Annotated in this window: 17 protein-coding genes and 1 other RNA gene; 7 read left to right on the top strand and 11 right to left on the bottom strand. The window is 35.2% G+C overall.

Annotated elements, in window-relative coordinates; translation table 11 throughout:
- Nucleotides 1-2: 2 nt before the first annotated feature.
- From AAGD99_RS06030 to AAGD99_RS06015, 4 genes are read right to left on the bottom strand one after another with little or no spacing between them, the layout of a single operon-like run.
- Nucleotides 3-1,139 carry a hypothetical protein gene (locus AAGD99_RS06030; RefSeq protein WP_187297077.1) on the bottom strand — a complete coding sequence of 379 codons (1,137 nt, stop codon included), beginning with the start codon at nucleotides 1,137-1,139 and terminating at the stop codon, nucleotides 3-5.
- Between the two features lie 42 nt (nucleotides 1,140-1,181).
- Nucleotides 1,182-1,961: a GNAT family N-acetyltransferase gene (locus AAGD99_RS06025; RefSeq protein WP_253309312.1), complete on the bottom strand. Its 780-nt coding sequence runs from the start codon at nucleotides 1,959-1,961 to the stop codon at nucleotides 1,182-1,184.
- Entirely contained in the window at nucleotides 1,951-2,433 is a 483-nt protein-coding gene (locus tag AAGD99_RS06020; protein ID WP_341822884.1) for a phosphatidylglycerophosphatase A, read from the bottom strand. Before AAGD99_RS06020 ends, AAGD99_RS06025 begins: the two co-directional genes overlap by 11 nt.
- A gap of 19 nt (nucleotides 2,434-2,452) precedes the next feature.
- Nucleotides 2,453-3,436, bottom strand: coding sequence for an NAD(P)H-dependent glycerol-3-phosphate dehydrogenase (locus AAGD99_RS06015; protein ID WP_341822883.1), 984 nt, complete (start codon nucleotides 3,434-3,436; stop codon nucleotides 2,453-2,455).
- A gap of 325 nt (nucleotides 3,437-3,761) precedes the next feature.
- Between AAGD99_RS06015 and AAGD99_RS06010 the strand changes: the two genes are divergently transcribed.
- Nucleotides 3,762-4,532, top strand: coding sequence for a response regulator transcription factor (locus AAGD99_RS06010; protein WP_096616586.1), 771 nt, complete (start codon nucleotides 3,762-3,764; stop codon nucleotides 4,530-4,532).
- Nucleotides 4,533-4,580: 48 nt separating this feature from the next.
- On the opposite strand, the gene rnpB is transcribed toward AAGD99_RS06010, so the two are convergent.
- Together rnpB and AAGD99_RS06000 are read right to left on the bottom strand one after the other, a co-directional pair.
- An RNA gene (gene rnpB / locus AAGD99_RS06005) (RNase P RNA component class A) lies at nucleotides 4,581-4,929 on the bottom strand.
- A 157-nt stretch (nucleotides 4,930-5,086) separates the two neighbouring features.
- A complete protein-coding gene (locus AAGD99_RS06000) occupies nucleotides 5,087-5,395 on the bottom strand; it encodes a hypothetical protein (RefSeq protein WP_341822882.1) in 309 nt (102 codons plus the stop codon).
- Nucleotides 5,396-5,593: 198 nt separating this feature from the next.
- Between AAGD99_RS06000 and AAGD99_RS05995 the strand changes: the two genes are divergently transcribed.
- Nucleotides 5,594-6,608, top strand: a protein-coding gene (locus tag AAGD99_RS05995) for an IS630 family transposase (RefSeq protein ID WP_341822277.1) whose coding sequence is annotated in 2 segments (ribosomal slippage) — nucleotides 5,594-6,058 and nucleotides 6,060-6,608 — 1,014 coding nt in all. Because the reading frame shifts where the segments join, the coding sequence is not laid out codon by codon here.
- Here the strand turns inward: AAGD99_RS05995 and AAGD99_RS05990 are convergent.
- Entirely contained in the window at nucleotides 6,595-8,466 is a 1,872-nt protein-coding gene (locus tag AAGD99_RS05990; RefSeq protein ID WP_341822881.1) for a hypothetical protein, read from the bottom strand. The two genes, AAGD99_RS05995 and AAGD99_RS05990, sit on opposite strands and share 14 nt — an antisense overlap.
- Before the next feature lie 261 nt (nucleotides 8,467-8,727).
- Nucleotides 8,728-9,030, bottom strand: coding sequence for a hypothetical protein (locus AAGD99_RS05985; RefSeq protein ID WP_264736071.1), 303 nt, complete (start codon nucleotides 9,028-9,030; stop codon nucleotides 8,728-8,730).
- A 448-nt stretch (nucleotides 9,031-9,478) separates the two neighbouring features.
- Here AAGD99_RS05985 and nuoE point away from each other — a divergent pair, with 448 nt between their 5' ends.
- The 3 genes from nuoE (at nucleotide 9,479) to AAGD99_RS05970 (ending at nucleotide 13,011) form a co-directional block, all read left to right on the top strand.
- Nucleotides 9,479-9,979, top strand: coding sequence for an NADH-quinone oxidoreductase subunit NuoE (gene nuoE / locus AAGD99_RS05980; RefSeq protein WP_264731629.1), 501 nt, complete (start codon nucleotides 9,479-9,481; stop codon nucleotides 9,977-9,979).
- Complete coding sequence (gene tgt / locus AAGD99_RS05975; RefSeq protein WP_264731631.1) at nucleotides 9,980-11,197, top strand: tRNA guanosine(34) transglycosylase Tgt; 1,218 nt, start codon at nucleotides 9,980-9,982, stop codon at nucleotides 11,195-11,197.
- A gap of 143 nt (nucleotides 11,198-11,340) precedes the next feature.
- Complete coding sequence (locus tag AAGD99_RS05970; protein ID WP_341822880.1) at nucleotides 11,341-13,011, top strand: hypothetical protein; 1,671 nt, start codon at nucleotides 11,341-11,343, stop codon at nucleotides 13,009-13,011.
- Nucleotides 13,012-13,114: 103 nt separating this feature from the next.
- Here AAGD99_RS05970 and AAGD99_RS05965 read toward each other — a convergent pair whose 3' ends face one another.
- Together AAGD99_RS05965 and AAGD99_RS05960 are read right to left on the bottom strand one after the other, a co-directional pair.
- Nucleotides 13,115-14,386, bottom strand: coding sequence for a M16 family metallopeptidase (locus AAGD99_RS05965; RefSeq protein ID WP_341822879.1), 1,272 nt, complete (start codon nucleotides 14,384-14,386; stop codon nucleotides 13,115-13,117).
- Nucleotide 14,387: 1 nt separating this feature from the next.
- Nucleotides 14,388-14,996, bottom strand: coding sequence for a superoxide dismutase (locus AAGD99_RS05960; protein WP_341822877.1), 609 nt, complete (start codon nucleotides 14,994-14,996; stop codon nucleotides 14,388-14,390).
- A 1,773-nt stretch (nucleotides 14,997-16,769) separates the two neighbouring features.
- Here AAGD99_RS05960 and terL point away from each other — a divergent pair.
- Nucleotides 16,770-18,230: a phage terminase large subunit gene (gene terL / locus AAGD99_RS05955; protein WP_341823220.1), complete on the top strand. Its 1,461-nt coding sequence runs from the start codon at nucleotides 16,770-16,772 to the stop codon at nucleotides 18,228-18,230.
- Nucleotides 18,231-18,349: 119 nt separating this feature from the next.
- A complete protein-coding gene (locus AAGD99_RS05950) occupies nucleotides 18,350-19,207 on the top strand; it encodes an ankyrin repeat domain-containing protein (RefSeq protein WP_341822876.1) in 858 nt (285 codons plus the stop codon).
- Between the two features lie 283 nt (nucleotides 19,208-19,490).
- Here AAGD99_RS05950 and AAGD99_RS05945 read toward each other — a convergent pair whose 3' ends face one another.
- The gene (locus AAGD99_RS05945; RefSeq protein WP_341822874.1) at nucleotides 19,491-20,555 is read right to left on the bottom strand and encodes a 5-(carboxyamino)imidazole ribonucleotide synthase; all 1,065 of its coding nucleotides are present in this window, start codon (nucleotides 20,553-20,555) and stop codon (nucleotides 19,491-19,493) included.
- Between the last annotated feature and the right edge of the window lie 26 nt (nucleotides 20,556-20,581).

Genomic DNA, 20,581 nt, shown 5'->3' with positions numbered 1-20,581 from the left:
TATCATCTTTTGCATTCTTCGTAAGAGAACAGCAAACCTTCCGAAGCGTAGGGTATTGTTAATACCCTGAACGCTTTTCCATTCGTGAAATGCATCGTATCATCATACGATGCAAATAATTTTTTGAATAACTCATGTCTTTGGTTACTAATAGTTTGAAAATCCTCTTTTTCTAAAAGCTTTTTAGATTCGAAGAGGTAAAGCATAACTTCATGATAAGTTGGGTAAGATGCCAAAAATTTTGGGTCAAATTGAAAGGTTTTTATGAAAGCATTATTATAAAATTTTAGCTTTTGATTCTTACTATATATTACTATAGCAACCGGCAACCTCTCAAGCAAATTTTTCTGTGTAGCTAAATAACTGTTTAATTCAGTATATAATTTCTCTGCATCACTAACATCTTTCCCATACATTACTATGCTACCAGAACCTTGTATTGGAATTTTAACAAAATCGAAAACCTTAGGTTCGTTCTTGTAAGTTACGACATGCCTTCCTGGTTTTGTGCTATGAGCGCTACTGGTAATAGCAAATTTCTTAGAGCCATCTACATATTTATCATAAAACAAATTATAAAATTCTACCTTTCTATTCTTGTTATATTTTAGTATTGGAAATGGTAAAGAGTTGAAAACATTTTTATAGCTCTCCACTTCTTGTGTAAGCTTACTATTTTCTAGCTCAAGTCCGTGAGCTTTTATTTTACAGTCTGAGACATTCCTTATCCATAACAGCACACCAATCACATTGTTAGAATCATCTATTATGCTTCTACCATAACATATGCAATAAACCTCACTGTCTTTTGACTTTAAATCTAGAGTAAAAGATTTATTTATTTCCTTTGCCTCAGCAAAATTTTTAATTAAACTTTCTGATTGCTCAAAAAAATTCACAAACTCATTAAATGAGTAAAAAACAGTATTAAGCAAAATTAGTAAGTTGGGAGAGAACTTTTCTATACGCTTTTTTGCATCCCAAATATAAAACCCATCATTCACAGTATCAATTAAATTATTTATGATAACATTTCGATGTTGTAAGTTCTTAATCTTATTACTAATTTTTAATTTAGAATAAGAGAGAAAGAATAATATTAGAATCAATATTAAAACCACTTCATACAAAAAAAACATAGCACTTCTAAAACAGATGTAAACACTTGTAACCGCTCAGAATTATGCTGAAGAGTTATATAAGTAAAGATTGCCTAACATCTGAAAGCCCAATCTCTTATAAAGGTTTACAGAAGGTTTCATACAATGTGCTACTATATATTTGCATTCAAGCTGTTTAGCTATCTTTATTCTTTCTAAAACCATTTGGGTACCTATTCCACGATTCCTGTAAATTGGTAAAACTCCATCACTATAAAAACCAGCTACACTGTCTTGAACATAAAGACCGCATGTCCCAATAATTTCACTATTTAGTGTTACAAGAAAAAATCTTAATCTTGAGTTTTTATCATCATAATTTGATAATCCGCGAAAAAATGTGCTGACAATTCCAACGCCATGATAAAAAATTTTAGAAGTGTGTAAATCTAACTGTTCTAAGAGGTCGCTACCATTTACAGCATTTAACCTCAAGTTTGGAATAACATCAGCAGGTAAAAAGTAATTTTTCATATTAAGTAAAGCTTTTTTTGGTGTGCTAACGTGTTTTATTTCACACTTTTCTAAAATATCTCTTATTTTCATATGTGAATTTATTACCCATGTTGCTTCTATATCTCTTGTTCTGAGATAATCTAGAGTTTTTTGTATAGAAAGCTCGGTACATTGATCTCCACAGAACACAAAATTAAATAATGACTCCCTAGTACCATTTATTGTAAATGTAACGTTATCAAATTCATCGTGTACTTCCCACTCAGATAAATTTGCTGTGTACAGTATATAATCCTTTAAATTTTGAACAATTAAGCTTGAATAATAAATTTTTTTATCCTGCATACATCAACAATAAACAATAAAAGGCTCCTATAAGAACACAGGCTAAAATTGCAGCTATAATGTCATCTAGCATAACACCTAAAGGACCTTTGGTATTTTTATCGATCAAATTTATAGGCCACGTTTTTATTATATCAAAAAACCTAAAAGAAAAAAAGCACAACAACAATGAAGAGCAATTCATCTCTTGGCTTAACAATATCGAAACTAAAAGTATTGTCAGCAATTGACCAACTACTTCGTCAATTACTACCTCTTTTGGATCACATGAAGTCTCGTAGTGTTTTATATAATTGCCTATAGACCATAGTCCAATCAAAAATAAAAAAAAAATAATTGCTGCACCTAAAATTCTGTTACTCAGTATTACAGGAACAATTGGATAAGAAGCTAAGCTGCCTACGGTACCTGGCATTTTTTTTACTGTGCCAGACAGCCACCATGTTGATATCAATTTATATAAAAATTTCACAATACACCAAAGTACAAAACTAATTTACAAGAACAGAAATAGTATCCTCTATAGAGGCGCTTTCATACAATAATCTATAGACCGCTTCACATATAGGCATTTTTATCTTTAGCTTTCCTGCTAAATTAAATATGGGCTCAGCAGTGCTAAAACCTTCAATCACTGACTTGCCTTCTGACAAAATCTGCTGAACATTAAAGCCATTGTCACTATTACCTATTTTAAACCCAAAAGATAGGTTTCTTGAATTCAAGGATGTGCATGTCATAATTAGGTCACCCAGACATGCCGGCCCAAGTAGTGTATTTATATCCACATTACCGTTACCAACTTTTGCTGAGTATAAAGCCTTAATTTCGCTCATACTTTTCGTAATCAATGCTGCATGAGCATTAAACCCAAGTTTACTACCTAGAACAATCCCACACGCTATAGCAAAAACGTTCTTTAACGCTGCACAAACCTGTATCCCTATAACATCGCTACTAAGGCGTAATTTAACATTTTCTTGCTGTAGTTCTGATACTAGCTTTGAACCCAATATGTTATTTCGGCATGCAAGAACCATTGAATAGGGTAATTTTCTTGCAACTTCTACAGCAAAACTAGGGCCTGAAAAAATAGCAATAGGATTGTTAGGTAAAACTTCATTTACTATTTCACTAGGTAATTTTAATGTAGACTTTTCTATTCCCTTACAAGCTAAAATTATTGCTACATCTTTTTTCAGATTACAATTATGCAATTGCTGACATACCTCCCTCAGAGATTGAGTGGGAACAGCGAGGATTGTTACTGAAGCATTAATTGTGTCTTCAATAGCCAATTTTACTGACACATTATCAGAAATTCGACAACCGGGTAGCTTGTCACTTTCTCTTTTCCCGTTGATTGATTCAAATGTAGTTTCATTGCGAGTCCACAAAATCACATCTTTCTTACTACCTAATGAAATTGCGATTGCTGTACCCCATGCACCAGCACCTAAAATTGATATTGCCACACAATATTCCTGAAAGTATTACTTATACTTTAAAACAGTAGGATAAGTAAATTAAAAATATAACACAGACATATAGAATAGTTAAATATTTATTAACCGAAGTATTCTTTTAATAATAGTAACTTTAATTCAATATTTACTAAAAATATTATTACTACCATGGTATATCTATTATATTTTAGATCTATTTATATAACTTTGGAACAATATATTTATTATTAATTAATAAGTGTAATTTTGATCATTTGTTAATAAAAATTTGATTTATTACTTTCCTTAGTTATATATATTACTAAAATTATAAATTATTTATGGGGTGTAAAATATGCGTATATTATTAATCGAAGATGATCAAGTAAGTGCAAAGACTGTGGTTAATGCCTTAACTTCTGATGGACACTTCTGTGACGTTGTTACTTCTGCACAAGATTATAACAATAATATGGTTTCCTCAAACGGAGATTACTATGACCTAGTTATTTTAGATATACACTTGCCTGGTGATATTGACGGATATGATATATTGTTAAGACTAAGAAGTGCAAAAATCAAAGTTCCTGTCTTAATACTTTCATGTATATCCGCTGTCAATCACAAAGCTAAAGGGCTTGGGTATGGTGCAGATGATTACTTAACCAAGCCATTTCATAAAAGCGAGTTATTAGCTCGAATTAAGGCCATAGTGCGTCGTACTAAAGGCCATCCTGAATCGGTGATAAAGATTGGTAATATAAATATCAATTTTGATCACAGGATTGTTGAGGTGAAAGGTAAAACGGTTCACCTTACTAATAAAGAGTATTCTATGATAGAATTGCTAGCACTGCGTAAAGGAACAGTACTAACAAAAGAAATGTTCTTAAATCATCTTTACAATGGCTTGGATGAACCTTCAGATAACAAGATAGTTGATGTTTTTATGTGCAAATTACGTAAGAAACTTGAAAGTGCAAATGATGGAAAAAGCCACATAGAAACCGTTTGGGGCAGAGGGTATGTTCTGAAAGAGTATATTGATGATGAAGAATATTCTAATGTTAATGTAGGCGAAAGTAGTGATGGCTATCAAGCAGAACAAGTGAAGGACAACGCATGAAATGCCTACACTTAAATATAGCATGGCTTATATCGCATGTATCATGTGACGCCTAGGTGAAATATAAGCCGAGTTCTGTTTATGTAGCTATTTATCTGGAGTAAATGTTACCATTTACCTCATGCGATTTACCCGAGTAGATATGAGAAAAACATAAAATCTACTTCTATTTAATCTTGCTCCTAGTGTTGGTTACTCGACTACCAATGTTGCCATTGCCATGGTGTGCTCTTACCACACCTTTTCACCCTTACCTAAAATATTTTAGGCGGTAATTTTCTGTAGCCCTATAACTGGAGTTGCCTCCGGCGGGCGTTACCCGTCACTATTTTTCCTTGGAGCCCGGACTTTCCTCTGCTATGTTTATCACACAACAGCAGCTACTTATTTCACCCAGGAATTATACTTTAACATGAAAATCACAAAAGCAAAAGACAATTTCCTAACAGTCTACATATTAAAAACATTCAGACAAATAGCTAAAGGTGATATTCCGGCACATCATTGCTATCCCAAGATAAGCTTTTTTCACTTTTAGACTCCGCTTCAGTTAGTCAAGAGCCTGGTCCACCGCTTGAAGACGACGAGCTACTTCTTGCTCGACTACTACTTTCTACTGATATACTGTTTAGCATTGTTTCAGATTGATACGTAGTTTGTATAGATATGTTATTATCACTGCTTGTTCTGCTATGGGTGAAAAAAATTTCTTCATTGCTGCTATTTGAATGCGATTCCAAATCAGCTAATTCTAACACATGAGCAGCATTATAATAACCGTGATATTTCTTAATACATTTATATGCTATAAATCCTATAATTCCAGCAATACCTATTGTTCCAATCAAAGATCCTCCTATCATTCCTGCCCTATTAGACCCTATAGCAAGTTGAGTAGGCTGTGGTGAAGAAGTAGGTTGAGGAAGTAAAGTCGTGGTAAATATAGGAGTTGTTGACTCTTTTGTTCTAGTACTTGGTATACTAATACCAATTCCTAAAAATAAATAGACGAATAAAGAAAAATTTCTAAAATAGAATAATTTAAGAATTAGTGGGGAGTTATGGCAGGAAAAAGTAAAGCAATAGGAGAAGAATTATATAATAAGTGTAACCTGGAATTAAAGAAGCACGGCATAAGAGGAGAGATAGGAAGAAGATTACAGGCAATAATATCTGCAAAAGAATATGGAATAACAAAAGTTGCTCAAATATACCGAATTACTAGAACTACATTGATGAAGTGGATTACAAGATTTAAGGAAGGAGGAGTCAATGCGTTTAAAATACAACCAGGACGTGGAGTAAAGCCGAAGTTGAGCTACAAGCAGCAAGAAGAAATTAAAAATGTCATAGCAGAAGAAGGAGCCAACCTAACGGCTAAGAAATTAAAAATCATAATTGAGAAAATGTTTTCTATTGAGGTAAGTAAGTCTACAGCACATAGACTGATGCAAAAGTTAGGTTTTTCGTATATTACTCCAAGGCCTGTGCACAATAAACAGGATAAAAATAAACAAGAAGAGTTTAAAAAAAAATCTTAATGAAACTATTGTCACGTATCCCGAAAAAGAGCTATTTTTCTTCGATGAGTTGCGGTTTGGCACACATTCAAAGATTGGACACGGGTGGTTTAAAAAAGGCATTAGGACACAGGTTAAGGTAAAATTAGGTAGGCAAAACTTTTATCTCTATAGTGCAGTTAATCCTAGAAATGGAGAGAGTTCTAGCTTATTCGTACCAAACGTCAATACTGATTGTATGAATATATTCCTTGAGCAGATGTCACAATATTTAGGAACAAGGGAGGCATTTCTTGTTGTGGATTGTGCAGGATGGCATAGATCCAAAGGTTTAAAAATACCACAAAATATTACCTTAATCTATTTACCTCCATATTCACCAGAGTTAAATCCAGTAGAGCGTTTATGGCAATATTTGAAAGACAATCTCATTAAAAATAGAATATATGACTCTGTTAGTTTATTGGAGGATACTGTATGTGCATTCATTCGTAATATTACGGAAAGTTCGATCAAAACCATTTGTTCTGTGAGTTATTTGCCTACTTATTTATGAGATTTGGTATAAATACTGTTTGTATAGTTTTCTCTGAGTTTATTATTGGCACACTAGTTGACGTTGTAGCAACCGTGGTCACTTGTGAAGTAGTAGTTGTTTTTGCTACTGTTGTTGGCTTCACTGTTACTGTACTTGTTTGAGTCGTTGACTCCGTTGAAGGTTTATTCATTGTAGAAGTAGGTGTAACGGCTTCTGTTGTTGGCTCCATTGTTACTGTACTTGTTCGAGTCGTTGAAGGTTTACTCATTGTAGAAGTAGGTGTAACGGCTTCTGTTGTTGGCTCCATTGTTACTGTACTTGTTCGAGTCGTTGAAGGTTTACTCATTGTAGAAGTAGGTGTAACGGCTTCTGTTGTTGGCTCCACTGTTACTGTACTTGTTTGAGTCGTTGACTCCGTTGAAGGTTTATTCATTGTAGAAGTAGGTGCAACGGCTTCTGTTGTTGGCTCCACTGTTACTGTACTTGTTTGAGTCGTTGACTCTGTTGAAGGTTTACTTATTGTAGAAGTAGGTGCAACGGTAGTTGATGCTTCTGTTGTTAATTTGGTAGTCTTTACAGTGTCGGTTTCTGTTGTGCTAGTAATTGCAGCAGTCAGCGTTTTCTTAGAAGTCACAACCGTTTCTGTAATAGTTACAGGAGCCACGGTACTACTAGAAATGATATCAGGTGTCAATCGACCGTTAATGATATCAACAAAATCACTGAGAGTTTTGATACTACTTGCCGGTATTATTGTTACCTTAGAAGGTTTTTCAAATCTTTGATGATTGAAAATTGCGATGTTTTCTTCACTTATTGCAGTTACAATAAAACTGTCTTGACCATTGTCTTTAACGTACAATTGCTCTATAGAATCTGCAAATTCGCAAATAGTAAAGTTCGATTTTGATCCATTCTTAACAAGACTTGTTAAATGTAACGTTTGTTTATCAGACAACCGGTCTTCTGCAAGAAAGGCAACTAGATCATTGCCTTCAGTTCGCTTTACATACTGCAAAAAGCTTATTTCATATTCACTAGAAAAAGATGACGCTGTATTTATCTGACAATTTTTCTTACCAAGCAAACATTCATCTTCCTTTCTACTTTTCAGATCCTCAACCACTTTAGCCATATCAAATTTGAAAATACGTGTTTTTCTCACCTCTTGATCCCCAATAATTTTTCTGCTCACTTGCGCATAAAGCATCGTGTTTCCATTTAATGCCAATTGCCCCGGATTATCAAAATTGAACAATTTTCTTTCTGTAACACCACTTTTTCCATTTAATGCTTTAAATTTTCCACTTCCATTTGACTCTAAGTACCAAGAAACTAAAATTTGATCCTTTAAGTTATGAGCAATTACAATTACATCACCATTACCAACTTTCACTGCTTTTGGTTGAAAGTAACTATTGCCCACATTTGCAAGACTATTATTATCAATATTCTTTTGTAATTTTGTTTTACCTAAATGTTCAACTGAAGGAGTATTAACTGATTGTTTAATTCCGTAAGTGTTAAAAGATAAGCCTTTAACGTATTTTTCTCCTTCTTCGCCAATTCCTTCTTCAGGAAAGACAATTCCAACTTTATCTGTTTCAGCTGAATCTTCTATTAATGTGAGAGACAATTGATCTTTGAATTCATTTACTACGCTGACATTTGTACCCCATTCGTATGTTTTTGATTGATATAATGGACTAATAAGTAATTTTACTTTACTGCTCCCATTACCATTATCTTGATAGCTAAGTCCATAAGCGACTCCATCTCCTTCAATCAACCCTACGTTTGCTGGGTTAAAACCTACCGCTTCTTTAACTTCCGGTGTATTTGAGTTGATCCCGAGCAATCTTCCTAATATAGACATAATTTTATTTAAAATATTAATAAAATGCTATTATGATTACTCCTGTGTGTTAATGTCAATGAAAATTTTAACTAAAATTAAAAAATTAACGTCTTTATTTTATACTAAAAAGTAAGTATAGGCTCGAAAATGGCTAAGAAGTTTTATAGATGAAAGGAAGGTGGAGTTCTCAAAACCCTATAATCTATATTTAAAGGTAAATTTTTATTCGTTATGTCTTATGCAGATTCCGCTAACAAGTAGCGGAATCTTAAGTTTTGGCTAAATTTCTTTTTTACTCCCTAATAGGGCTTCTGCCTTTAGCTCATCTATAATTGTTTGAACCTCAGGAAGCTCCTTATGTTTTTCGTGATCTGATACATATTCTCCCTTTTTGTTGGAGGCTTTATATTCATGTTCTTGATAAAGTGAGTATAGAAATCCAACTCCAAAGATAACAATTGCTGCAAGTGCCATGTATTCAAGTGGTTTTTGCACTTTTTCTCTTAGATCGAAATATCGAGATAGCAGAATGAGAGCACAAGATCCTATTACTACTGCACCAGAACCAATTTTGTTGTACATGAAATACTTTTCATTGTAACTTTGTTCGTAATTTCTGTAAATAGTTGTGGCATGCTTTTGAAGATTTTCTTTATCTAGTGATGTGAGAAAATTTTTAAATTTCTCTTCACCAGTTTCTTTTTAATAAATATAGTTTATTATACACAACATTTATAATAAATGTCAAGGATAGTGTATTTATAAATAATATACTATAATTTCTTAAGCATTTTTTTAAAGTAGTTAGCTGTAGCTAAAATAATTGAGATTTACTAAAACAAACTTATGAAACAATTGAAGTTAGCGCATGATCAGATTTTTTAACTGGATCCTATGGCCAAGCCAAAAGAATTTACAAGTTGGGCAGTATGGGTAGTATGATACTGCAAAATGCTATTTCTCAAAAAACCAACAATTGCAATCATTGGTTCTACAGGTATAATCTGTAAAGTTTACACGAGTCTCATGAATGATAGAAAAAGAAGAGCAGTTTAGTTTTACATCAGAAAACCTTAAGAAAGCGGAAAAGTTTATAGAGATGTATCCCAAAGGTAGAGAAGGTAGTGCTGTCATGCCTTTACTATACCTGGTTCAAGAGCAATGCGGATGGGTTTCTGAATCTGCTATGCGTTATGTTGCTGATATGCTGCATATTCCACATATTCGTGTATATGAAGTGGCAAATTTTTACACCATGTATAATTTAAAACCAGTAGGCAAATATCTAATACAAATTTGTAGAACAACTCCTTGCTGGTTGTGCAATAGTGAAGAAGTTTTAAATACCTTTAAAAAAAAACTTGGAATCAATATCGGTGAGACTACTAAAGATAATTTGTTCACTTTAAAAGAAGTTGAATGCCTAGGTGCATGCGTTAATGCTCCCGTTGTGCAGATCAATAATGACTTCTATGAAAATCTTACTCCTGAGAAAGTAGAAAACATCATAACAGAACTTTCAGGCAAATAGATGAAAGAAGAATTTGCATTCAAGATAATCAAGCAATCAGGTTCTGCAAAAGTTGGAACAATTAAAACTCCAAATGGAAGCGTAGAAACACCAGCTTTTATATTCTGTGCAACAAAAGCTGCAATTAAAGCTGCAGATATCGAGAGAATTAGTGAAGCAGGTACTCAGATAATACTTTCCAACACCTATCACCTAATGCTCCAACCAGGGGAAGATACCGTAGCAAAACTTGGTGGTTTGCACAAGATGATGGGATGGAGTGGACCAATGCTCACTGATTCTGGTGGATACCAGATATTTAGCTTAGGGCACGGATCAGTTTCGGAAGAGATAAAAGGAATAAGAAAAAAACAAAAAACTCTGATCAAAATTAATGAGGATGGGGCAATTTTTCGTTCTTACATTAATGGTAAAACTTATTGCTTGACTCCTGAAAAGTCTATACAAATTCAACAGAAACTAGGTGCAGATTTAGTCTTAGTCTTAGATGAATGTACTCCATTTCACATAAGCAAAGAATACACAGCAAAATCAATGCTCATGAGCCACAAATGGGCTGAACGTTCTTTAAATGAATTTGAAAAAAACAATAATGGCAAGCAGGCACTGTATGGAATTAGTCAAGGCGGAGTATATCAAGATTTACGTAGAGAAAGTTGTAATTTTATTAACGATTTGCCATTTTTTGGTCAAGCAATAGGTGGATCACTTGGTCAAAGTAAAGAGCAGATGTACGATGTAGTTTCTTTCACTATGGACCATCTGAAAAAAGATAGGCCTACTCATTTGCTTGGTATTGGTGGAATTGTGGACATCTTTCGCGGAGTTAGTCTTGGAATTGATACGTTTGATTGCGTGCATCCAACCCGTTTAGCAAGGCATGGTGGTGCGCTTATTAAAGTAAAAAATAGAGATTCTATTTCTTCAAAGTGCAAAGAGCATATTAATTTGCGAAATCAACAATTCGAGCTGGACAATAACCCAATTGAAAGTGACTGCTTATGTTTTACCTGCAGAAAGCATTCAAGAGCTTATATACACCATTTACTGAAAGCTAAAGAGCTCCTGGCTTACACACTCGTTACCATTCATAACGTTTTCTTCATGAATAAGTTAATGGCATCTATAAGGCAGGCAATATTGGATGATAGGCTAGATCAAGAGAAAAATAATTGGATTAGTGAAATACCATTGCACTTTGATTTGGCCTCTCTTTAAGTCTTTTCTTTATGCCGTTGATTTTTACTTCTTGTTATATTTACTTTATTTATCACACTATTAATTAGAAAGGTTATAATAAATAATTAATCTATTAATGTTAGTCTCTACCCGTATGATTTGTAAGGATTAGAGGTGAAGATATGGCTAAAGGAAATAATACCCTATTAATATTTGATTTTGATAACACTATTACTAATGGACACATGCATAATATTTTCTCCGGTAAACACTCCGGGTTCAAAAAAAGTGATTTCAATTCTGGTGCAGAATATGCAGTGAACGATACTGATATAGGAAATTTTCTAAAGAATACAGGCGGAGTAAAAAATAAGGAGACATTAAAATCTGTGTTGCAATCTGCACTTTCAAATGGAGTGAAAGTTAATATCGCATCGTATACAGGATATTCAGACGCTGTGAGAAGGGTTGTAGAGAATCATTTGGGTTTATCTAAAGAACAAGCAGGCGGTATTTCTGTATTTGGTGGGTTTCCAGGAGATTATGATAATGAGCTTCCAAAAGGTCTCAAAGAACAAAAAAATCAAGTTGGAAAAAATTTACACATCTGTAAGGCAATTGTGGAGTATAAGGATAAACATGGTGAGTTGCCAAAAACTGTCATGCTAGTTGATGATGATGTAAAAAATATTCAAAAGATTAATGAGTTTGTTGCATCAATGAGTAAAAGAGAGGAATGGCTTGAAAAAAATGGGCTGAGTATTGAAGAGATACAAAAAATCAAATTTGAAGGTGTGCGAGTACCTAAAGAGGATAAAAATGTTGGTTATCTAGAAAGAGTACAGGAGTTTGTCAATGCTAACTTAGTGCAAGAACCAATTTATGAAAATTTGAAGAAGGAAGAACCTATATACCAAAATCTTCAAGATATTCAGAGATCATTGTCTGAAACGGTACCAAAAGAACCTATATATCAGAACAATGAAAATCGACCACCATTGCCTCCTAAAAAAAGGAAATCAAGTGATGGTATGGTTGCTGATGGTGAGAATAAAAAACAAGATATTAAGGACATGTCGTCATCCGAAACACAAGCAAACCCAACACGCTCAAAACGTCATGCAATGATGCTTGACCCTCAGCAAATAGAATCTATACACCAGAATGCTGAAGAGTTATCACCAGGTAAAAAATACGCACATATTCAAATCGTTTCCTTAGCACAAGAATTCAAGGCAATCAAAGCTTTTTTTAAAGATTGTGCTCAAGAAATAATAGATGCCATTTGCAATTTATTTAAAAGAGAAGTGGCAACAAAAATTGAAGGGCAGGGCTATAATGTAAGTAGTAAGCAAGGAAGTAGTGAAATTACTGTCAAAGGAAGTAAGCCAATAGATGCTTCAAGAATAAACAAAGATATTATTGTCGAGTCCTTAGCTCAAATAATCGAGAAAAAAGAGAAAATCAAAGATCTTAACAATAATTATAAAGGTGATCAGCTAGGGCGAGAGATATCGAAATTATTGAACGCTGGTTCGCAAAAGGAAAATATAAACTCAAACTATAATGATGGAGAGCCTATATTCCAGACTCGTGAAGAGGCATCGAATTATCCTCCGCAAAAGAAAGACATAAACTCAAACTCTGTGAGAGGAAACTGTAATGATGGAGAGTCTATATTTCAGACCGTTCAAGAAGCACGGAACTATCATCGGCAAAAGAAAGGTATAGACTCAAACCCTGTAAGCAAAAAACCACTTGCACCACCAGTACCTCCTAAAAATTATACGGAAAAAGTTACGCAAAATAGAAATAATAATATTATTGAAAGAGGAGGTCGAAGATTCGTATAATTTCTTGCATATCCGGTTCATGGCACATTGTTTCAACTTACACTTCTTTAATCACTGTGCTAAATTATATTGTAAAGCAGCCAAATCAATATAATAGAATGCGCTAAGCTTTAAGCATAGAAACCACTTTATCGTAACTTGGCAATGATTTAATTTCTCCAATTGCAGCTAGAGTGGTTTTTTCATGCTGAGATAACAATTCTTTTGCTGCTTTTTTTACGTTAGCAGTGGTAACTGCACTAATTTTTTCTATTAATTCATTTTTACTGATGTACCTATTATAGTTACCATAGTAGTGCCCCAATGTTTCAGCGCGTGAGCTAACACTTTCGCGTGACATTAAAATTTGGGATTTTATTCGCTCTTTCACTCTATTTACTTCTTCTTCCCTCAGATTATCTGTAGACAGCTTCTTCAACTCTGTCGTCATAGATTTTAAAAGCTTATCTAAGTTACTACTATCTGTGCCAGCAAAAATGGAAAACATCCCTGTATCAGTGTAGCTGGAATTAAATGAATAAACAGAGTAAGCTAATCCCTGCTTTTCCCTTACTTCCTGGAACAGACGTGATGACATTCCGCTCCCTAATATAGAATCAAGCACTTGAAACGTGTGATATTTATCGTCATGGCGAGAAACACTAGGTAGACCAATTAGCAAGTGTACCTGATCTAATTTACGATGTTCTAAATACTCACCACCAGTACAGCTCGCATTTTGGCTTTTTTTCAGCTTTTTAGAATGAATCTTTGAGAGAAAATCTTTGGTTAATGCAATAACTTCTTCATGTTCAACATTTCCTGCAACGGTAAATAGCATATTCTCGCCAAAGTAATGTTCATTTATGTAATTATCTAGATCTCCTCGAGTAAAAGATTTTACAGTATCTTGCGTGCCTAAGATTGACCTGCCAAAAGGTTGATCTTTATAAGCTGCCTCAAAATATTTATCGAAAACAATGTCACTTGGTGAATCATTAGTTTGAAAAATCTCTTGTATTACAACGCCCTTCTCACGTTCCAATTCATCTTCTGGAAATGTTGAATTCATCAATATATCTATTAATATATCAATACCAGTTTTTATGTCTTTCTTGAGGACTTTTGCATAATAGGTGGTGCTTTCCCTACCGGTGCTGGCGTTGAAAACCCCACCTATGTCGTCAAAAGCTTTTGCAATTTCAAACGCAGTTCTTGTCTTCGTTCCTTTGAAAGCCATGTGTTCTAGAAAATGGGATATTCCATTTTGATTTGCACTTTCCGCTCTACTGCCAACACCAACTCGTATGCTTAAAGCTACGGAATCAACATCACGCACCTGCTCAGTTATTATGCGCAGACCATTATCTAATTTTGTTACCTGAGGTGTATTCATCTTATGTATTCTTTTTTAAATTTTCTTCTGCAAAATCCCAATTAATCAAATGGTCAAGGAAAACTTTTATGTAATCAATTCTACGATTTTGACAATCTAAATAATAGGCGTGCTCCCAGACATCCATAGTGAGTAATGGAACTTGGCCATAAATTAATGGCAAATCTGCATTTGGAGTTTTGGTGATTTTGAGCTTTCCTTTTTCGAGCATTAACCATACCCATCCACTACCAAATTGGCTTACTCCATGATTGGCAAATTCCCCACAAAACTTATCAAAACCACCGATATCATCTTGAATTTTTTTTGCCAGAAAACCATCATCTTTAGGTTTACCACCACCATTCTTCTTCATTGAATTCCAATAAAAAGTGTGGTTCCAAACTTGCGCTGCGTTATTAAATATGGGAACTTTATCGCTATTACCATGCACTTTTGTTATTATTTCCTCAATTTTCACATGTTGATAATCTGTATTTTCAACCAGCTCGTTGAGTTTATTTAAATATCCTTTATGGTGCTTATCATAATGAAAATCTAAGGTTTTTGCAGATATGTAAGGCTCTAAAGCTGTTTTATCATATGGTAATTCAGGTAAAGTAAAACTCATGACAATCTCCTTATTTTTGACCTACTTGGATGGTATTGTAATATGTGCTCTTGTGCAACATATAATTAATAGCTAAAACATTAGGTATCTATTGCATTATTCTAAGTTTTATATCACAATAATGATTATTATATAAGCCATAGAAACGGATTAAATACAAAAACTTACTTGACAAACTCCGCCAGCCCTCTTATCATGGTACTGAAGGTATTCAGTTATCTTCATCTGTGCAGATTAAACAGCAAAAAAACAACGTACTTGGCGTCTTATTTTTAATTTTTCGCACTATGTGCACCTTATGTCTTCACAACATTTCTAGCTATATAAGCCGAAACGCGCTTACAAAGCGTTTAAGACAGTAGAGAACGCCAATTTGCAGGATTAGAAAGTGACAACTAGCTAACACGGGATTTCTTTTGCCTTTTTTTCTGCTTAGTAAATTTCTTAAACATTTAAACTAAGGTGAGTTGCATTTAAAAGCAGCTAAATTGCAGTGTTTAAGACTTAAAAAACGCCAATACTGAAAATAGACAATGACTAGGGCTTCTTTTGCCTTTTTTTTCGTTTGGTAAATTTCTTAATATTTGTGGCTAAAAGAGCCCAAGAGAGGTCAGTGCTCCTTTTTTTGTCATCCCAGTGCGTGACACTGGGATCTAGGAAACTTAACTGCAAGTAATGCATTGGGTTTTGTGAATATGGGTTTTGCGTTATAGAATGAAACACTTTTGGTGAATTTGTAAAGAGAACTAGATCCCAGTGTTAGCTACTTGGATGACAGGGGAAGGTATTAGGACGACACCGTCATAAAGTAAAATGAGATCCCAGTGTTAGCTACTTGGATGACAGGGGAAGGTACTGACCATCATAAAGTGAACCAGTGTTAGCTACTTGGATGACAGGGGAAGGTATTTGGATGACACCGTCATAAGGTGAACCAGTGCTCCTTTTTTTGTCATCCCAGTGCGTGACACTGGGATCTAGCCTTTATTATTTGGTTGAAATTAAGTCTTCTGGATCCCAGTGTCAGCTACTTTCATAACATCATCATAAAGTAAAATGAGATCCCAGTGTTAGCTACTTGGATGACAGGGGAAGGTATTAGGACGACACCGTCATAAGGTGAACCAGTGCTCCTTTTTTTGTCATCCCAGTGCGTGACACTGGGATCTAGGAAACTTAACTGCAAGTAATGCATTGGGTTTTGTGAATATGGGTTTTGCGTTATAGAATGAAACACTTTTGGTGAATTTGTAAAGAGAACTAGATCCCAGTGTCACGCACTGGGATGACAGGGGAAGGTATTAGGACGACACCGTCATAAAGTAAATGAGATCCCAGTGTTAGCTACTTGGATGACAGGGGAAGGTACTGACCATCATAAAGTGAACCAGTGTTAGCTACTTGGATGACAGGGGAAGGTATTAGGACGACACCGTCATAAGGTGAACCAGTGCTCCTTTTTTTGTCATCCCAGTGCGTGACACTGGGATCTAGGAAACTTAACTGCAAGTAATGCATTGGGTTTTGTGAATATGGGTTTTGCGTTATAGAATGAAACACTTTTGGTGAATTTGTAAAGAGAACTAGATCCCAGTGTTAGCTACTTGGATGACAGAAGAAGGTGCTGGGATGACATTATAAGGGCACTGGGATGACAAGAAGAGGGCACTGGGATGACAAGTAGAGGGGCTACTGGGATGACAGAAGAAGGTACTGCCGTCTTGGATGGAAACCAGTGTCAGCTACTTGGATGACATCTTTCAACATTATATCATGAACAAAATCAACTTTTTAAAATTCATTGAACTGTGCTTTCAAACGGTAGTGCCGGGGTGTGAATATAATGATTATCAATATATAAAAGTCATAGCAGATAGGCTAGAAGCAGCGAGCGTTGGTGAAGTGAGGCGAATAATATTCAATATGCCTCCGCGTTCAATGAAGTCCATGTGCGCTAGTGTTACGTGGCCCGCATGGATACTGGGAAATCAGCCAACCGCGAGAATAATAGTTGCAAGTTACTCTCGGCTGCTCAGCGAAAAGCACTCGCTTGATACAAGGTGCGTAATGCAATCTGGTTGGTATAAAAAGCTATTTCCAGAAGTAGAACTATCCAAAGATCAGAATACCAAGTACAAATTTCAAACAGTGCAGAGAGGATACAGAATTGCAACGTCCGTTGGAGGAACATTAACCGGTGAAGGTGGAGATTTCATCATCGTGGACGATCCGCTCAGTTCTGCTCAAGCTTTGAGCGAAATGTTTAGAAAGCGTGCCACAAACTGGTTTGATCAGACTCTAGTAACCAGGCTTAACGACAGAAAAAAAGGAGTAATCGTTCTTGTGATGCACAGGCTACATCAGGAAGATTTGACCGGACACCTTCTCTCCAAACCGAAAAACATATGGCATCACATTTGTTTGCCAATGATATCTGAAAATAAGGAGATCATTTATTCAATCAAAAAGCCAGCGCTTCCTGTTCCTGTCGTCCAAGTAACTGCAACCAGGCGGTTGTATAATACAACAGCATCATGCGCTGCACCTGCAATAATATTATATTCAAGAGAAGAAGGTCAGTTGCTATATCCCCTCTATGGTGGAAAAGAAGAAGTTGAGATGATAAAGGTTGAACTTGGGAGCTATGCTTTTGCTGCTCAATATCAACAAAACCCTCTACCACTTTCAAGTGGTATAATTAAACGAGAGTGGCTAAAGCGCTATAGAAATTTTCCTGATAATCTCTCATATGTAACTCAAAGTTGGGACACTGCGGTTTCAATAAGCGATTCTAGCAACTTTAGCGTCTGCACCACCTGGACAAAAGTGGGCAATAAATTCTATTTACTCGATGTATATCGCGCAAAGCTTGAGTATCCAAAACTTAAAGAGCAAGTCCTGTCACTAGCTGCAAGGTGGAAGCCACATGCAATTTTAATCGAAGCAAAAACGAGTGGTCAGCAATTGGTGCAAGAGCTAAAAGCGAACAGTGATTTACCCATTATCGAAATAGTGCCACATAGCGGTAAACTTGCTCGATTCTACCAAACTGTTCCAATAATAGAGTCTGGTAAGGTTTTTCTGCCACACCAAGCAGTATGGCTCAACGATTTTGAGTATGAAATTTTAATATTTCCAGAAACCCGCCACGACGATCAAGTAGACAGCACTGTGCAATACCTCCAGTGGATGAGAGATAGCAGCTCTCGGGTCGCAGCTATACGGACATTGTGATTTAAGAGACAATAAGAGCGTATTTAAGCTTGATTATTCACTTATTTAAAATAAATATTGATTTCTTATTATAATTATATAGTAATTAAATATATTATTTAAGATTAGAAGTAAAAGTTATGACAATAAATTATCAGCAGTGGCGGGAAATATTAAGTACGGTTAATAGTGATAATAAATTAGATAAAAGTAACGTAATTGAAAAAGTAAAAGAAGAGCTAAAGGCAAACAATGAAGAGGTATTTAAACAGTGGGAAAAGAGTGATTTTTATGTAAATTATAAATTTGAAGTTGGAGATAATGAATTCACATTATTACATTTGACTGCTCAGTGGGGCTATACGGGCTTGACAAAGGCTTTAATAGTAGCAAAAGGGATAGATGTTAATATAAAAGATAAGAATGAAAAGACACCTTTACATTTAGCTGCTGAAAATGGTTATAAAGAGGTAGTAGATGCTCTGTTGGAAAAAGATGGAATCAAGATTAATGAACAAGATAAAGATGGTTGGACTCCTTTACATTTAGCTCTTATAATTGGCCATGTAGACGTGGTAAACTCTCTCATAGAAAACGGTGCGAATGTTAATATAAAAGATGACTATGGAATGCCACCTTCATTTTGGATTATTCTAAGAGATTATGTAGTTACTCCGTCAAAAGCACGTAAAGTCTCTGTTAATATGAAAAATTGTGCTGAACATACTCCAAGAGATTTAGCTAAAGAGGAAAAACAACCTACATCAGCAACTATGAAAGGTTTTTTTGCCGGTAGTGCAACTGCATTATCAGGTGCTATAATAGCGATAGCACTTTCTGCAACCGGAACAGTTAAACAACCTACACTAATAGCAGCGGTTGCAACTGCGGCGCTAGTAGTTGGTGGTGCTACATATGCATTGTTAAAGCCTAGTACTAAAGTTGATGGAGCAGTCTTAACAAATGGACAGAAAGAAGCTGCTCATGCTTCCTTATAGTAGGGTTCCTAGCGCATGATACTGGCCTTTTGGATGGAAACCAGTGTCAGCTACTTGGATGACACCCTCATAAAGTGAAATGAGATCCCGCTAACACGTAGCGGGATGACGAGAAAGGGGCTACTCAGATGACAACAAAGGGGCTACTTGAATGACATCCTTCCTGGTGTGCTCAAATAACAATATTCGTACAAATACGTGCTAGAGTGACACCGTTTACTATGTAACATCTCATCATATCACAATGTTCGTACAGTTGTGGCAGAATGACGTAGAAAAACTATTAACTTAAATCTATATTGACATGTCCCATTTTACGCTTATCTCTAACCTCTTTTTTTCCATATATGGTTAAACTAGCTTTTTCGTTGCTCAAATACTTATGAGAATCATATATATCGTTACCTATTATATTTTTCGTCATACAAGGAAAGCGTAATACTACTTCCTGCATAGGTAGCCCGCATATTATCCTAACCAGCTGTTCAAATTGACTAACGTTACATGCATCCAAGCTCCAGTGGCAAGAATTGTGAGGTCTTGGAGCTAGTTCATTAACTAACAATTCGTTATCTTTAGTAACAAAAAATTCAATAGCCAGAATTCCTATTACATCGAGCGCATTTGCTATTTTCTTTGCAGCTCGTTGTACCTCTTGAGTTAATTTGCTATCTATTTTAGCTGGCACTGTTGAAGTATCAAGTATTCCATCAACGTGGTAATTTTCTGCTATAGGAAAAAAAGCTACTTTACCGTTTTTATCTCTTGCAACGACTATTGAAACCTCTTTCAGTAAATCAACACTTGCTTCAAGAATATACTCTGTATTCCAATCAAAGGAAGCAAATTGCTTCACTTCAGAATCATTCTCAAGCACATATTGCCCTTTTCCATCGTAACCCATTTCTGTTGTTTTCAGCCTTGTTGGATAGCCAAAAGTTCTACTGCTTTTCAGTAGCTCATTATGATTTTGTATACTTTTGTATTCAGCAGTTTTTATACTCAAGCTTCTAATGAAATCTTTCTCTCTAAGCCTATTTTGCGCAATGTGTAACGCTTTTTTACCCGGATAAAAATTTACATCGATATCAATTGCACTACATGGAATATTTTCAGACTCAATAGTGACCAAATCCACACTCTGTGCAAAAGATTCAAGCGCTTTCTTATCAGAGAAATCTGCTATTGTGAAATCATCAGCAACAGAGCAAGCCGGATCGTCCTTAGCACTGGCAAAAACATGTGTTTTTTGTCCAAGTTTTGTTGCAGCGATAGCAGTCATTTTACCTAATTGTCCACCACCTATTATTCCTATTACTTTTTTGCTAAGCGCATCTGGTTCGTTCATACTATAAATTGATATTTCCTAATTAA

This window comes from Wolbachia endosymbiont (group A) of Clivina fossor (genome assembly GCF_964026865.1).
Taxonomy (GTDB): domain Bacteria; phylum Pseudomonadota; class Alphaproteobacteria; order Rickettsiales; family Anaplasmataceae; genus Wolbachia.
This window is presented reverse-complemented; position numbering and strand designations above follow the sequence as displayed.

Excerpts from the sequence above, each read along its gene's own strand:
- AAGD99_RS05985 (WP_264736071.1), bottom strand. The coding sequence starts at position 9,030 with ATGTACAACAAAATTGGTTCTGGTGCAGTAGTAATAGGATCTTGTGCT.
- nuoE (WP_264731629.1), top strand. The coding sequence starts at position 9,479 with ATGATAGAAAAAGAAGAGCAGTTTAGTTTTACATCAGAAAACCTTAAG.
- AAGD99_RS06025 (WP_253309312.1), bottom strand. The coding sequence starts at position 1,961 with ATGCAGGATAAAAAAATTTATTATTCAAGCTTAATTGTTCAAAATTTA.
- AAGD99_RS06030 (WP_187297077.1), bottom strand. The coding sequence starts at position 1,139 with ATGTTTTTTTTGTATGAAGTGGTTTTAATATTGATTCTAATATTATTC.
- AAGD99_RS05950 (WP_341822876.1), top strand. The coding sequence starts at position 18,350 with ATGACAATAAATTATCAGCAGTGGCGGGAAATATTAAGTACGGTTAAT.
- terL (WP_341823220.1), top strand. The coding sequence starts at position 16,770 with ATGAACAAAATCAACTTTTTAAAATTCATTGAACTGTGCTTTCAAACG.
- AAGD99_RS05965 (WP_341822879.1), bottom strand. The coding sequence starts at position 14,386 with ATGAATACACCTCAGGTAACAAAATTAGATAATGGTCTGCGCATAATA.
- AAGD99_RS05970 (WP_341822880.1), top strand. The coding sequence starts at position 11,341 with ATGGCTAAAGGAAATAATACCCTATTAATATTTGATTTTGATAACACT.
- AAGD99_RS05990 (WP_341822881.1), bottom strand. The coding sequence starts at position 8,466 with ATGTCTATATTAGGAAGATTGCTCGGGATCAACTCAAATACACCGGAA.
- tgt (WP_264731631.1), top strand. The coding sequence starts at position 9,980 with ATGAAAGAAGAATTTGCATTCAAGATAATCAAGCAATCAGGTTCTGCA.
- AAGD99_RS06000 (WP_341822882.1), bottom strand. The coding sequence starts at position 5,395 with ATGATAGGAGGATCTTTGATTGGAACAATAGGTATTGCTGGAATTATA.
- AAGD99_RS05960 (WP_341822877.1), bottom strand. The coding sequence starts at position 14,996 with ATGAGTTTTACTTTACCTGAATTACCATATGATAAAACAGCTTTAGAG.
- AAGD99_RS05945 (WP_341822874.1), bottom strand. The coding sequence starts at position 20,555 with ATGAACGAACCAGATGCGCTTAGCAAAAAAGTAATAGGAATAATAGGT.
- AAGD99_RS06010 (WP_096616586.1), top strand. The coding sequence starts at position 3,762 with ATGCGTATATTATTAATCGAAGATGATCAAGTAAGTGCAAAGACTGTG.